The following is a 14,641-nucleotide window of genomic DNA, read 5'->3' on the forward strand; positions in this document are numbered from 1 at the left end:
CCTTTTTAAATATAAGGACATGCCATGATTGATTTACGCAGTGATACCGTTACCCGCCCGAGTCGCGCCATGCTCGAAGAGATGATGGCCGCCCCGGTCGGGGACGACGTCTACGGCGATGACCCGACGATCAACGAACTGCAGCGCTATGCCGCAGAGCTGAGCGGAAAAGAGGCCGCCCTGTTCCTGCCCACCGGCACGCAGGCCAACCTGGTGGCGCTGCTCAGCCACTGCGAGCGCGGTGAAGAGTATATCGTCGGCCAGGGCGCGCATAACTATCTCTACGAAGCGGGCGGTGCCGCGGTGCTCGGCAGCATTCAGCCGCAGCCGATTGACGCCGCGCCGGACGGCACCCTGCCCCTTGATAAAGTCGCAGCGAAAATCAAAGCCGATGATATTCATTTTGCCCGCACCCGGCTGCTCAGCCTCGAAAACACCCACAACGGCAAGGTCCTGCCGCGCGAATACCTGAAGGCGGCGTGGGAGTTTACCCGCGAGCGCGGGCTCGGTCTGCACGTGGATGGTGCGCGCATCTTCAACGCCGTGGTGGAATACGGCTGCGCGCTGAAAGAGATTACGCAATATTGCGACTCGTTCACCATCTGCCTCTCTAAAGGGCTGGGCACCCCAGTGGGTTCCCTGCTGGTGGGCAATGCGGACTACATCAAGCGCGCCAACCGCTGGCGTAAAATGACCGGCGGCGGCATGCGCCAGGCGGGTATTCTGGCGGCAGCCGGGCTGTATGCCCTGAAAAACAACGTGGCGCGCCTGAAGGACGATCACGACAACGCCGCGTGGATGGCGGCGCAGCTGCGTGAAATTGGCGCCGACGTGATGCGCCACGACACCAACATGCTGTTCGTCCGCGTGGGCGACGATCGCGCCGCTGCGCTTGGCGAGTTCATGAAAGCACGTGGCGTGCTGATCAACGCCTCACCTGTGGTGCGTCTGGTCATGCATCTCGACGTCAACCGCGAGCAGCTGGCCGACGTGGTAAAACACTGGCAGGCGTTTTTACAGCGATAAGGAGCATCACGTGCCGCAACGCATTCTGGTGCTCGGCGCCAGCGGGTATATCGGTCAGCATCTCACCGCGGCGTTAAGCCAGCAGGGGCACCAGGTGCTGGCTGCGGCACGCAATACCGAACGCCTGCAAAAACTCGGTTTGCCGGGCGTTACCTGTCACAACGTTGACCTCAACTGGCCAAAGGCGCTTCCCGCGCTGCTGGAAGGGGTCGACACGCTTTACTACCTGGTGCACAGCATGGGTGAAGGCGGAGATTTTATCGCCCACGAGCGTCAGGTAGCGATGAACGTCCGCGATGCCCTGCTGCAAAGCCCGGTGAAGCAGGTGATTTTTCTCAGTTCACTTCAGGCACCTGAACGCGAGCAGTCCGATCACCTGCGCGCCCGCCAGCTGACGGCGGACATCCTGCGGGGGGCCAATATCCCCGTCACCGAACTGCGCGCCGGGATCATCGTCGGCGCCGGTTCTGCCGCCTTCGAAGTGATGCGCGATATGGTCTACAACCTGCCGGTGCTCACGCCGCCGCGCTGGGTCCGTTCGCGCACCACGCCGATTGCGCTGGAGAACCTCCTGCATTATCTGGTGGCCCTGCTGGATCACCCGGCGGAGAAACATCGCGTGCTGGAAGCCGCTGGTCCTGAAGTATTGAGCTATCAGGCGCAGTTCGAACATTTCATGCGCGTCAGCGGCCGCCGCCGCTGGCTGATCCCCATTCCCTTCCCGACGCGCTGGATTTCGGTGTGGTTTTTGAATGTCATCACCTCGGTGCCGCCGACGACCGCCAAAGCGCTGATCCAGGGGCTGAAGCACGATCTGCTGGCCGACGATCGCGCGCTGCGCGCCTTAATTCCTCAGGATCTGATCCGCTTTGACGACGCCGTGCGCAATACGCTGAAGGAAGAAGAACAGCTGGTGAACTCCAGCGACTGGGGCTACGACGCCCAGGCCTTTGCCCGCTGGCGGCCTGAGTATGGTTATTACCCGAAACAGGCGGGCTGCACGGTGAAAACCTCCGCGAGCCTGGCCGCGCTCTGGGAGGTGGTGAACCAGATTGGCGGCAAAGAACGGTATTTCTTCGGTAATCTCCTCTGGCAAACGCGCGGGGCGATGGACCTGCTGGTGGGCCACCGGCTGGCGAAAGGCCGCCCGGCACGCCCGTATCTTGAGGTGGGCGACGCAGTCGACAGCTGGAAGGTGATCATCGTCGAGCCGGAAAAACAGCTGGCGCTGCTGTTCGGCATGAAAGCCCCGGGGCTGGGCCGACTCTGCTTTACCCTGAAAGACAAAGGCGATCATCGTGAACTGGACGTGCGCGCCTGGTGGCATCCGCACGGAATGCCGGGTCTGTTCTACTGGCTGTTGATGATCCCTGCCCACCTGTTTATCTTCCGGGGAATGGCGAAACGCATTGCGCAACGGGCAGAACAAAAGACGGAAAAGATCTAAATAAAACTCTCTTTCTTTCACCTTTCCCATTGCATAGCGCCGTAATTCACGAAAGAATGCGCACGAAATTCTTTTCAACACAGTGGATAGCTATGAAGGTACTGGTTACCGGGGCGACCAGCGGCTTAGGCCGAAATGCGGTCGAATTTCTGCGCAACAAGGGCATTAGCGTCAGGGCTACCGGTCGCAACGAAGCGATGGGTAAGCTGCTGCAAAAAATGGGCGCAGAGTTCGTCCATGCCGACCTGACGGAGCTGGTCTCCTCGCAGGCGAAGGTGATGCTCGCCGGTATCGACACGCTATGGCACTGCTCCAGTTTTACCTCCCCGTGGGGGACCCAGGAAGCCTTCGATCTCGCCAACGTGCGCGCCACCCGTCGTCTGGGGGAATGGGCCGTTGCCTGGGGCGTGCGTAACTTTATTCATATCTCCTCCCCGTCACTCTATTTCGACTATCACCATCACCGTGACGTGCAGGAAGATTTCCGCCCTGCTCGCTTTGCCTGTGAGTTTGCTCGCAGCAAGGCGGCCAGCGAAGAGGTCATCGACCTGCTGGCACAGTCAAACCCGCACACCCGCTTTACGGTCCTGCGTCCGCAGAGCCTGTTCGGGCCGCACGACAAAGTCTTTATCCCGCGACTGGCCCAGATGATGCATCACTACGGCAGCGTGCTGCTGCCGCGCGGCGGCGATGCGCTGGTGGATATGACCTATTACGAAAACGCCGTTCACGCCATGTGGCTGGCCAGCCAGCCGGACTGCGATAAGCTGATCTCCGGTCGCGCCTACAACATCACTAACGGCGAACCCTGCACGCTGCGCAGCATTGTGCAGCGGCTGATCGACGAGCTGCAGATCAACTGCCGTATCCGTTCCGTACCCTACCCAATGCTGGACATGATCGCCCGCAGCATGGAGCGCTTTGGCAGTAAAACAGCCAAAGAGCCTGCGCTGACGCATTACGGCGTCTCTAAACTCAACTTTGACTTCACGCTGGATATTTCGCGGGCGGAGAATGAGCTGGGGTATAAACCGGTTGTGACGCTGGATGAAGGGATTATGCGCACGGCGGCATGGCTGCGGGATCACGGGAAGCTGCATCGCTAGCCTTTTTGCCCGGTGGCGGCTTCGCCTTACCGGGCCTACAACGGCTCCGTACTGACCCCTCGCCCCTTAGCCTCATGTAGGCCGGGTAAGCGCAGCGCCACCCGGTAAAAGACAGAGGGTGCAAATACGAAAACGGCAACCCGAAGGTTGCCGTTTGCTTTTACAGAGCCGTCCAGGCATCAGCCCACGCCAGGCCAGCGCCGGGTTCGTAGTATGCCGGGGCATTGTTACACCAGCCGCTGTACGGGAACGGTTTGCACTGGAACAGTTTACCGTGGTTGTTCACGATATCACCTGCGTTGTACTTGCTGTTCGCGCTCCAGGCGGCGTAAGAGCCGGAAGTGCCTTCGTCCTTAGACTCGGCTTTCGCTTTCACATTCAGCAGGTAGGACGTGGTGCTGGTCAGTTCACCATCGCTGACGGTCAGGCCGATTTCGTACTGCTGAGCCGTTGCCGACTCTGGCGCCTTGAAGGTCACCACCGCTTTGTCCTGACCGGTCACGGTCTGGCCATCCTGGGAACGCCAGGTGTAGGTCAACTTGTTACCGTCGGCGTCAGTGGAGCCTTCCGCGCTCAGGGAAACCTGCGCACCCGCTTCAACCGCCCCGATTGGGCCCGCAATCTGCGCCACAGGGGCGTGATTCACGGTAGCCGGTTCAACAGGGGTGGTATCTTCCGCTGGCGTCGTATCCGCTGGCGGCGTGGTGTCTGCCGGGGTTTTGTCTTCTCCTGGGGTCACGGCTGAGCCGTCGTCGTTAATGATGTTCACGTTATAGAACTTCTTAACGCAGTTGGTGTAGTCACCCTCTTTGAACGCGCTGAACGGCGTCTGGTACCCCACCAGCTGGCAGGAGTAGGTCTTACCGTCCGGCGTATCCGGGCTCCACCCCCAGTCCTGCTCCCAGTAGATCTTCAGCGCGCCGGCGCCGCCTTCATCGAACTGCTTCATGTTGGCGCAGCCCAGCACTTCATTCGCCGGAACAGGCACTTTCAGGTAGTTCGCGAACTCTTTGTAGTACTTGATGCGGTTTTCAGACTGGGCAATCTCGGTTGGGCCGCCGCACTCTACGCCACCGTTGATGATCTGGGTGGTCACGCCGAAGCCCGGAACCAGGCCGTTGGCTTTATCGTGATCGTTTGGCTGCCAGGTGCCGTCGATAACCTGCAGCATGCTTGGTTTTGGCGGCTGCGGATAGGCGAAGAAGAAGATCGCACTTGCCAGGTTCAGCCAGGTATCCGCCACCAGCTCAGGTTTGTCGAGCAGGGTGCGGACGGTGCCAAACATCGCTTCAGAGAACGGACCGTAGTTATAGTTGTAAGACAGCTGCTTCGCGCCGCGGCCAAAGTAGCTTACGAAGTCGCCGTCTTTGTCCTTACCGCATGGCCAGGTCTGCCCCTGCCAGATGTCTGGGTTACATTCGCCGTTATAGCCGCCTTTCTGGCCTTCGGTCCACCCCATTTCACGAACGTGAACCAGGGCCTGACGCCACTCGGCTTCCGGACGCCAGCTCTCATGGCCGCCGGTTTCCTGCGCAAAGTGGGCGAACATGGTCGCCAGCTCTTTGCGGCAGATGGCGTCGCTGTCGCGACCATCGTTATAGGTCTTACACAGTGCCGGGAATTTACCAACAGCCTTCAGGAAGTTACTGTAGGTATAAGACTGAGCGCGCAGCGGGAAGAGATATTCCCAGTCGCTGGCCTTCACGATCCCTTCAACGCGCTTGACGTTGTCAGGGTTCGAGGCACGACCTGGCTCAATCTGCTCAACGAGGCTATTGTCCAGGGTCGCAATGGTATCCTTCACCGAAACCATCAGCGGGAAATTGGTCAGCTCTTTTTCCTTTTTCGCCAGATCGCTGGCTTTCATGGTGTACGGCTCACTGCTGGCCGCCTGCAGTGATGCAGCCTGGGCCATAAAGGGTGCAATACATGCCCCCGCCACGAGAACGCTCAGTAATGTCCTTTTCGTCATTTCAAATAATCCTGTATTTAAGCAACTAGGGTGAGTACATTCCCGGCTTATGTATTACTCCCTTAATAAATAAGCCAGAGAGTGTGGTTCTTTTTCATTTTCTGAAGAACACCGAAAGGAATTCTTCAAAAAATAAAAATAATGCTACGGTTATTTACCCGATTTTATTTGCTGATACTTCGCCCACACTTTATGGGCATAACGCATGCGCTGCGGATAATTTTCTTTTTTCAATCCGGCGTTATACGCGCCCACCGCTTCCCAGTTATAGCCATACACGTTTATCATCCCGGACAAGATGGAGGCGCCGACCATAATGGAGGTACAGGGCTCATTAATAAGCTGATTTTCATCAATACCCTGACGTTCTAACTCACTGAAGTGTGAGCTGTTAATCTGCATCAACCCGACGTCACGCGTGCCGTCGTGGTTCCAGCCTACCGCGTGGGGATTCATTCCGGATTCGACTTTGGCAATTGCATACAATAACCACGGATCGACATGATAATAATGTCCGGCGTTATCCCAACAGTTCGCGAATACGCTTTGACTAAACAGCAGTAAAAATATAATCACGCGTTTCATGAGCACCTGCTTTTTAAATACTGAACCTCTTTCCGCTCATCATTAGCGATAATTCTGAAGTGTTGGTCACACCCGAAGTGGGGTGTGACCAACTATTGCGGGTTGATATCATTCCCGCAATCCACGGTTCAGAAGGTTATTTGCAGTCTGTTGAAGGACCTTCTTTCACCCATACATCGCTGTTAGCCGGGTTGTCACCGCGGGTCCACCATTTGGCACGGTAAACGTTGCCCTGGTAGGTTGTGGTTTCGCCGCCGTTATAAACCAGGTCAGAACGCCAGTTCATCTTCACGTTGCTGACCAGCTCCCAGGCATCCACACCGAACCCAGGCTGGTTGCCTTGCGTCCAGTACTTCGCTTTCCACACCAGATGGTCGAAGCTCACGGTATCGCCACTGTTGTAGATTTTGCTGGCATCCCACGCGGCATATTTGCTGGCGTTAGCATCGACAGGCGCATCGCAGCTACCGGTTGCAGAACCTTCGTCAGATGGCGGGGTCACGTCATCAGACGGAGGTGTAACTTCATCAGAGGGTGGCGTTACGTCATCAGACGGAGGTGTAACCTCATCAGACGGTGGTGTAACGTCAGCCGGTTTCGGATTCACGGTAACCTGCACGTTAGACTGCACGCTGGTTTTGCCGTCGCCTACAACTACGCTCAGCGTATAGGTAGACGTGGTGGCAACGTCTGGTGCAGTAATCGTCACGTTCGCGGTATCGGTACCGGTTGCATGCATATCCGCTGGCACGCTCCAGGAGAAGGTCATCGCATCACCGTCTGGATCCACAGCCTGCGCGTGCAGAGCATAGGTTTCTCCTGCCTGCAGCGTCACTGCCTCCATTGCGTTCACGACTGGCGCCTGGTTAGCTTTTGGCGCTTTATTCACAACCTGCACATCAATGGCGTTGCTCAGGCCTTTAGCATCCGTAACCGTCAGGCGGAACACCATGGTCTGATCGCTGGTCGCTGCCGCAACGTTGAAGGTTGCTTTCGCTTTGGTGCTGTTGGAGAGAGTCACAGATGGGCCAGAAACCTGGGTCCATTTGTAGGTAATCGCATCGCCGTCTGGATCGCTGGAAGCAGAACCATCAAGCGTGACGGTTGCCGGGCCAGAGACGTTCTGATCCGCAGAAGACGCGATTGGCGCATGGTTGGTGACGACCGGATCGACCGGGGTAGAACCGCCCAGCAGACTTTCGTTCATCGCGTTCAGGATGTCGCCGGTATCAGAGTCAATAGACCAGGCAAAGAGTCCGCCCAGGTTTTTCGACAGCACATACTTGCCTTTAGCGGCGGTAGAGCGTGCATCTTCATAGGTGATCAGGTCGCCGGTAGACTTATTGAAGACATATGGCGCTTCAGCATTCGCGTCGTAACCATATTCCCAGCCAGGCTTGCCTTTGTACTCGTTAACGATCTGACGGTAGTCGACCACGCCAGGTTCCCAGGTACCTTTCACCATACCGGTTGCGGTACCCGTGAATGGATTGTCACCGGTGTAGCCATGCACGCCAGTCCAGCCGCGGCCATACATGCCCGCACCCACCACGATCTTGCCTGGCTGTACGCCCTGAGCAAGCAGCGCGTCCACGCCGTTCTCGGTGGTGTAGTTCGTGTCCGGACGCCATGACGGCGCGCGCAGTGCGGCCTGGTGGCCCAGCTCGGTGTTGCTCCAGCCGCCGTAGAAGTCATAGCTCATCAGGAAGATGTGGTCGAGGTACTGCTGAGCAGCGGTGTAATCCACGTCTTCAATCTTATCGCGGCCCGCACCGATGGCGCTGGTCAGTTCATAGGTACGGCCAGTCTGTGCAGACAGCTCGTTCAGCATGGTGCGCAGGTCATGCATCAGGGCGGTATACGTCGCTTTATCCTGCTGCGGGTTACCCAGGTGTTCGCTCACGCCGCCGCCGCCAGGGAATTCCCAGTCGATATCCACACCGTCAAAGAACTTCCAGGTCTGCAGGAAATCTTTCACAGAGGAGACGAAGCGGGCACGGATTGCCGGGTCGCCCATGTGGAAGAACGGATCGGACAGCGTCCAGCCACCGATGGATGGCAGCACTTTCAGGTCCGGATGCGCTTTTTTCAGCGCCATCAGCTGGCCAAAGTTACCTTTGTACGGGTCGTCCCAGTTGGAGACGCCAGACTGCGGTTTTTGCAGCGCAGCCCACGGATCGTGAATGGCGACGGTATAGTCCGGACGACCCGCGCAGTCGCGCTGCAGTACGGAGAAGCTGTTACCGCCTTCAACGGTTTTCAGGCCATCGTTGATGCCGTCGCCGCCACAGATTGGAATGAAGCCATAGAGGATGTGGTTAAGGTTCGCTGCCGGGATTTTATCAACCGGGAAGTTACGATCGTAAACGCCCCATTCAGGGAAATACGCCGCAACCACTTTATCAGTATGTTTGGCGAACGTTTTGTTGTTCTCCTGCAGCGGCGCGTTCAGCGGCAGCAGATGGCTGCCGTCGGTGTCCGCCACGATGATCAGCTTGCTGGCGCTTTTGGTACAGCCGCTGGCATTACAGACTTCCACCTGCTCCTGATAACGTCCGCCCTTTTTCACTTTAAAGGTGGCTGAGCCGCTTGCACCAGCTGCGCCGGTCCACACGGTTTTACCATCCAGCAGCACTTTGGCAGACGTTGGCGCGTCGCCGCTCCACACGTTCCACTCGACTTTCACATCCACGCCGTCGTTATGTACCTTGACGAGGCTGTTGTAATCCTGCGCGGCCTGATCCACCTCGACCAGCGCAAATTTGTCATTGCCGGAGCCGATGGTCGGCGCACCTGGCGCAGCAGCGAATGCAGAACCGGTTGCCGCTGCAATAAAGAGCGCCAGATATTTAGGCTTAATAAATTTCATTTTTCTTTCCTGATAAATTTATTCGTAAACGAAATTGATCCATGTCTTCCTTTAGAACATGGAATGATATTCACATAGTGCGTTTTTAAATACGCAGACAGCCGTTATCCAAACCTTAAAGACGCGTTGTATTCCTCCATTAAAAGATACAAGCTAAAAATCCGTGTAGCTTATGCCTTTTACGATACACTGAGGATAAAAGGTCGTCCTTCTCTTTCCTCGTCGAAAATATTGATAAAAAAACTTGACCCGGTTATTTAATAGGTATTCACAAATAGCTGGCAGGTATAGAGCGCTATTCCAGCAAAAGCCAGATAAGGTCCGAAAGCGATGGTTTGGTTATTTTTATTCGATTTATTTAATAGCAAATAACCCACTATGCCACTTAATGCGGCAATTAATTCAATCGCAGGGAGTGACTGCCAGCCGCACCAGGCGCCCAGCGCCGCCAGCAGCTTGAAATCGCCGTAGCCCAGCCCTTCCCGACGGGTAAGCAGACGAAACGCCCAGTACACCAGCCAGAGCGAAAGATAGCCTGCCACCGCGCCGAGCAGCGCATCACGCAGGGGCAGCCCGTGGCTGAAGGCGTGGAACAGCAGCCCGGCCCAGAGCAGCGGCTGCGTCAGGCAGTCGGGCAGCAGCTGGTGCTGTCCGTCAATCATCGCCAGCGGCAGCAGAAAGGCCGCCAGCACCCACAGCGAGAAAAGGGATGCTAAGTCCGGTATCCACCGGGCGGTGAGGCCAAAGAACACCGCCGTCAACAGCTCGAGTAAAAATAACCGCAGCGGAATCGGCGACTTGCAGCAACGACAGCGTCCCCGCAGCGCCAGCCAGCTCAGCAGCGGGATGTTCTCCCATGCGCGCAGAGCATGCTGGCAGACGGGACAGTGTGACGCCGGGAAAAGCAGGTTGCTGCGGCTCTCCTCCTCTAGCACCATCCCCGGCACGCGATCCACCACAACGCCGAGAAAGCTCCCTAGGATCGCGCCGAACACGCCGCTCATCGCGGCAAACCCGACGGGATAACTCTCCCGGACGAGTATCAGCCCGTTCATGCCACTTTTTTCCAGGTCAGCTGGATTTCGGCCTTCACGTCGCTCAGGTGATCCACGGGCGTGAGGTTCATTTTCTCCAGCCTGACGCCTGACGCGAGGTTCATCTCTCGCAGCCAGTTTTTTAATTCATACACGTTGACCCGGTTCACGACAAAGGCCAGAGTCTGACCGTCCTGACGAATATCGGTCAGCGTCAGGTTAATTTCATGCGCGCTATTCTCCACCACGCTGCGTGGATTATCGGTTTTCACCTGTAGCACCGGCAGATGATTTTTATCAATTTCTGTTTTCATCCAGTTTACCGTTTCAATTTGTCGCGCCAGCGTCGCCTGGCTATTTTTTATCATGTTATCCAGGGGAATTATCCCTGCGTAATAGATGATGGCGCTGCATAAAGCTCCCGCCGCTATTTTTAAAATGAATTTTTCTCTGGTGCTGTATTGTTGATAACGAGATGTAAACTGTGCAATTCGCGCTTTCATTTATATTTCCCTGTAATCATGGCCGTATACGGCGCGTCCTTTGAAATAGGCTGTAATGTAAAATCAAAATTCGTGCTGGCCTGATGAATGAATTCCTGTAATGCCTGCGCGTTTTGCGCACTCACGCTTAATGTCAGGGCTCCCTGCGTGTCGTCATATTCAAACAGCGTAATTTCCATCGACGGAACGGACTGACGGATCTTTTCCAGTTCGTCCATCTGCAAAAAAATGCCTTTAGGCTGCTTCTTGATGTTCTGTCCAAAATGGTACTTAAGGTTGGTCTGGTGACGCATACTCGGAAAATGGTGTTGATAAAGCTCGACCATCTCCTGCTGCACCTGATTTTCCCGATCTGCCAGCATCCACGCCAGGGTGATGCGGGGGCCGAGCAGCAGGCCCAGAGAGAGAAGTCCCATCACCGCGATGGCGGCCTTCACCCCTTTCGCCGCCCTCGCGCTGGTCGCTTTCGCGCTGAACGCACCGTGCAGCACGTTGACGCGGCACGCCCGCCACTGCGGCTGGATCAGCACCAGCGGATGTTCTGCCGCCAGCTGTTCGTCAACCTCAATGCCTTGCGGGATATCCCCGTAGCAGCGGACCTCGCCCTCTCCGGCTTTTTGCATCAGCAGCGGCAACAGGCCAACCTCAACGTTACAGGCGATATGCGGCGACAAGCGCAACCAGTAGTTCTCTTCCCGCGCAACCAGCGTGCTTCCACCCGCCGTGACCGGCAGCAGCCAGGCGTCAGGCAGGACCTGAATGACCTTCAGGCCCGCCTCGTGAAAGCGGGTCAGCCACTGCTGCAGGCGGGCGGAATCTATCGCCACGGCGTCCACCTCGGCACCTTTTTTGTTCAGCACCGTCCAGTGGAGATCGTCCACCTCACCAATCAGAGTCTCCTCCGCCATCCACGAGAAGGCGGTCGCCTGCGACGCCATTTTCTTCGGCAGCGTAAAGTGGCGGAAGATCATCTCACTGGCGGGCAGCAGCAGACACACGCGCGCAGCCAGAGGATGGTCGGCAAGGGTATGCAGCGCCTGCGGGGGGGCCAGGGTTGTAACCTGTTCGCTTCCCGACTCACACCACATGATTTTCCCGTCCTCACGGCTGTCGGGACGAACAAAAAGGACCTGTTTCATAGCGTTCTACTTTTCTTATTCAATCATTCGGTAACGACGTTGCCACGTCACAATTTCACCGGCTTCGTTATTCACCTGAAGCTGGCTCACCACGCGAAGCGTTAACTCATCGGTATTGCCGGTGTAGTTGACGCGAAAATACCGGCTGTTGATGGAGAGCAGCCCGGCCACCTGCGGCAACTCTTCCTTCAACTGCGGGAAGGCCTGTTCCAGCGCTTTGCTGAAGACGTCCATACTTTCCCAGCCGGTTTCCGGCCGCGACTCAATCAGGCGTACGGCATCGTCCGCGGTGAGTTTTCCCGGGAACAGGGCTGCCAGTAAGGGCGCCTGCTCCGGCGTCAGAGTATTGACATCCACCTTGCTGGCCGAGTCCGGCAGCGCGCATAACAGCTTGCTCACTTTCGGGTACGCTGCAGCAGGAAACGCCGGCAGCAGCTTGATCTCGGCAAGGGTGCGCATCATCTGATTCGCAGGCTGACGCGCCGGCACTACGCCAGACCAGGCGTCCATCTCCGCGCCCTCTTTCACCGTCGTGGCGTCGCCGTCGAGATAATCCACCAGCTGCTGATAAATTTCTTCCGCCGCCGTCTGGCTGATGCCGCCGTCCGTCAGGATCTGCTCGACAATCTTCTCTTTTCGCGGTTTTTCCGGCACGGTTGACGCATTTTGATCCTGAGCCACTTTGTCTGCGGCCAGCAGGTTATTGACGTTGAAGCAGTCCTGCGCGTCGTCGACCTGGCTGACCACCGTATAGTCTTCACCCTGCGTCTCCAGCGGCAGGTGCCAGTCGCCCGCCGGGTCGAGCGGTTTGCTCTCGCCGCTGGCGTCGTTCTGCAACCGGTCTTTCACCACTTTTTCCTGCGCCTGCATTGCCCAGCGCAGCTGCTGCTGGCTCACCTGATAGTGGGTTTTCTGCAAATTACGGCAGAACTGCTGGCTGATTTTGGCCGCCAGGGCCGACATCATGACCAGCAGGATCAGCACAACCAGCAGGGCAACACCGCGTTGCTGATGGACCCGGCTCATGGCTTCACGTCCGGCGCAGGCGCATTTTGCGGGGCAGGCGCGTTTTCTGCCGCCGGTGCCACCGCTTCTGGTATCTCTCCCGGCGTGGTAAACACCCAGCGCCAGGTGTCGCCATTTTCCATGGTCAGCGTAAGCTCCACGCCGTCTGGCAGATGGGCAGAGTCACCCCAGCTTTTTTGCCAGCCCTGGTGATAAAACCGCCATTGCATCGCTTTCACCTCGCTGACGATAGGCACTTCATCGGGTTTGACGTCCGCCGGGCTGTCAATCACCGGCCAGACGTCGCGATACAGACGCCCTTCTTCCAGCCGCCAGCGCACGCGCTCCAGCTGGACCGTGCCACTCACGCCGTTCAGCGTGGTGAATTCCACGGCATCGCCATCCTGTAAAAACAGATCCGGTGCGTTGCGCGGCGCCCGCGCCTGCAGCTGGAAAAAATCGCGCTCCATCAGGCTCCAGGCACGCTGAAGCTGATTAAGCTTCGCCGCGCGGGTATCGGTTGCCGAACTGGTGCGCATCGCGCCGTCGAGAATTTGCCAGGCCAGGGTGCTGATGACCGCAAAAATGGTCAGCGCAATCATGATCTCCAGCAGGGTAAAACCGCGCTGGCGTCGGCTCGTCTGCACTTGCTCTCTTCTCCCGGCCCAATGATCTGAAGCGAAATGACCGGCTGGCTTTTATCGCCTTCGGCGTAAACGCGGATGGCATTGGCCCAACCGCTATTGGCGGTTTTCACCCGCTGCTTATGCCAGTACCAGCTGCGCCCCCCCATGATTTCCGTCCCCTGCTCCTCGGCATCGGGAAAATCGGTTTTGCTGAGCTGGGCTTCAGCCAGCTGATTTTCTGCAACCCAGCTGGCCTGCAGCGTTTCGGCCAGCCCGTGGGTGAAGCGCACGTTCAGGGAGACGGAATTCATCAGCGCCAGCGCGGCGGTGGAGAAAATGACCAGCGCCACCATCACCTCCAGGAGCGTCATCCCGTTCTGCTTAACCTTGCCTTTAGTCATCGTTCTCTACCGAAACCGGGGCCGCGCCCTGCGACACCACGCGGAAGTGATGCTGTTTGTCGTAACTCTGCAGCGTCAGCGTAAAACGGCCAATCTCACCGTCCGGCAGAAAGAGGATCTGGGGGTCGGCCTCGACGTTAGCCGCCAGACGCTGAGGCGAGAGCGACACGTGCATCTCTTCCGGGAAATCGCCCTTCGTGGTAATACGGCCGGCGGATAACGGCACCCAGTGACGTTCGCCATTTTTATCGTCGAGCGTGACCAGCTGATATTTATCGGTAGCGATCACCAGCCCGACAATATTTCCGTCCATGACCGCGCGGTCTGAACCATAATCAACGAGGGCTTTTAATTGCTGACCAAATATATCCGCACCGCTGCGTGAGGGTATTGTTGAGACAACCATCATGGCGCAACTGGCAAATATCACCAGCGCCAGAATAATTTCCAGCAACGTAAAGCCGCGTTGATTCTTCATTATTTCTCTTTCTTATCCAGAGACCAGTTCGTAATATCGTCTGCGGTGTTGGCTTCGCCATCAGGACCGGCAGAGAAGACGTCTACGGCGCCGTGTTCACCCGGGCTGACGAGCAGATAATCGTTGCCCCACGGATCCTGCGGCAGGCGGCGAATATAGCCGTCGGCGCGGTAGCCGTTGGGAATAGGCGCGATCTCAGGCTTGGTCACCAGCGCCTGCAGACCCTGCTCGGTCGTTGGGTAGCGGTGGTTATCGAGCTTATACATATCCAGCGAGCCTTCGAGCGCAACAATATCGCTGGTCGCCTTTTGCGCGTCCGCTTTTTCTTTATTACCCATTAAATTGGGCACCACCATACTCGCTAAAACGCCGAGAATAACGATCACCACCATTAATTCGAGCAAGGTGAACCCCGCCTGGCGAGCCAGACGTTTTGTTTTTATAGCCATG

Annotated in this window: 14 protein-coding genes; 3 read left to right on the top strand and 11 right to left on the bottom strand. The window is 57.2% G+C overall.

Annotation, left to right across the window (positions count from 1 at the left end; all coding sequences use genetic code 11):
• The first annotated feature begins 24 nt into the window (after positions 1-24).
• From ltaE to B498_RS17655, 3 genes are all read left to right on the top strand, one after another.
• Positions 25-1,026: a low-specificity L-threonine aldolase gene (gene ltaE / locus B498_RS17665; RefSeq protein ID WP_008500004.1), complete on the top strand. Its 1,002-nt coding sequence runs from the start codon at positions 25-27 to the stop codon at positions 1,024-1,026.
• A 10-nt stretch (positions 1,027-1,036) separates the two neighbouring features.
• The gene (locus B498_RS17660) at positions 1,037-2,473 is read left to right on the top strand and encodes an SDR family oxidoreductase (protein ID WP_008500005.1); all 1,437 of its coding nucleotides are present in this window, start codon (positions 1,037-1,039) and stop codon (positions 2,471-2,473) included.
• 92 nt (positions 2,474-2,565) lie between these two features.
• Positions 2,566-3,579, top strand: coding sequence for an NAD-dependent epimerase/dehydratase family protein (locus B498_RS17655; RefSeq protein ID WP_008500006.1), 1,014 nt, complete (start codon positions 2,566-2,568; stop codon positions 3,577-3,579).
• Between the two features lie 160 nt (positions 3,580-3,739).
• On the opposite strand, the gene B498_RS17650 is transcribed toward B498_RS17655, so the two are convergent.
• From B498_RS17650 to gspG, 11 genes are all read right to left on the bottom strand, one after another.
• On the bottom strand, positions 3,740-5,551 hold the full coding sequence (locus B498_RS17650; RefSeq protein ID WP_008500007.1) for a chitinase: 1,812 nt from the start codon (positions 5,549-5,551) through the stop codon (positions 3,740-3,742).
• A gap of 150 nt (positions 5,552-5,701) precedes the next feature.
• Positions 5,702-6,136 carry a type III secretion system invasion protein IagB gene (gene iagB / locus B498_RS17645; protein WP_008500008.1) on the bottom strand — a complete coding sequence of 145 codons (435 nt, stop codon included), beginning with the start codon at positions 6,134-6,136 and terminating at the stop codon, positions 5,702-5,704.
• Positions 6,137-6,272: 136 nt separating this feature from the next.
• The gene (locus tag B498_RS17640; RefSeq protein WP_008500009.1) at positions 6,273-9,005 is read right to left on the bottom strand and encodes a glycosyl hydrolase family 18 protein; all 2,733 of its coding nucleotides are present in this window, start codon (positions 9,003-9,005) and stop codon (positions 6,273-6,275) included.
• 257 nt (positions 9,006-9,262) lie between these two features.
• Positions 9,263-10,060 carry a prepilin peptidase gene (locus tag B498_RS17635; RefSeq protein ID WP_008500010.1) on the bottom strand — a complete coding sequence of 266 codons (798 nt, stop codon included), beginning with the start codon at positions 10,058-10,060 and terminating at the stop codon, positions 9,263-9,265.
• Complete coding sequence (gspM, locus tag B498_RS17630) at positions 10,057-10,542, bottom strand: type II secretion system protein GspM (protein ID WP_008500012.1); 486 nt, start codon at positions 10,540-10,542, stop codon at positions 10,057-10,059. The genes B498_RS17635 and gspM overlap by 4 nt, the downstream gene beginning before the upstream one ends.
• A complete protein-coding gene (gene gspL, locus B498_RS17625; protein WP_008500013.1) occupies positions 10,539-11,681 on the bottom strand; it encodes a type II secretion system protein GspL in 1,143 nt (380 codons plus the stop codon). Before gspL ends, gspM begins: the two co-directional genes overlap by 4 nt.
• 15 nt (positions 11,682-11,696) lie before the next feature.
• Positions 11,697-12,707, bottom strand: coding sequence for a type II secretion system minor pseudopilin GspK (gene gspK, locus B498_RS17620; RefSeq protein ID WP_008500014.1), 1,011 nt, complete (start codon positions 12,705-12,707; stop codon positions 11,697-11,699).
• A complete protein-coding gene (gene gspJ, locus B498_RS17615; protein ID WP_008500015.1) occupies positions 12,704-13,333 on the bottom strand; it encodes a type II secretion system minor pseudopilin GspJ in 630 nt (209 codons plus the stop codon). Before gspJ ends, gspK begins: the two co-directional genes overlap by 4 nt.
• The gene (gene gspI / locus B498_RS17610; RefSeq protein ID WP_008500016.1) at positions 13,285-13,713 is read right to left on the bottom strand and encodes a type II secretion system minor pseudopilin GspI; all 429 of its coding nucleotides are present in this window, start codon (positions 13,711-13,713) and stop codon (positions 13,285-13,287) included. Before gspI ends, gspJ begins: the two co-directional genes overlap by 49 nt.
• Positions 13,706-14,191 (bottom strand): type II secretion system minor pseudopilin GspH, encoded by a 486-nt coding sequence (gene gspH / locus B498_RS17605; RefSeq protein ID WP_008500017.1) that lies wholly within the window; start codon positions 14,189-14,191, stop codon positions 13,706-13,708. The genes gspI and gspH overlap by 8 nt, the downstream gene beginning before the upstream one ends.
• Entirely contained in the window at positions 14,191-14,640 is a 450-nt protein-coding gene (gene gspG / locus B498_RS17600) for a type II secretion system major pseudopilin GspG (protein ID WP_008500018.1), read from the bottom strand. The genes gspH and gspG overlap by 1 nt, the downstream gene beginning before the upstream one ends.
• Between the last annotated feature and the right edge of the window lies 1 nt (position 14,641).

Origin of the sequence: Enterobacter sp. SST3, from assembly GCF_000286655.1 — a bacterium.
GTDB lineage: Bacteria > Pseudomonadota > Gammaproteobacteria > Enterobacterales > Enterobacteriaceae > Enterobacter > Enterobacter roggenkampii.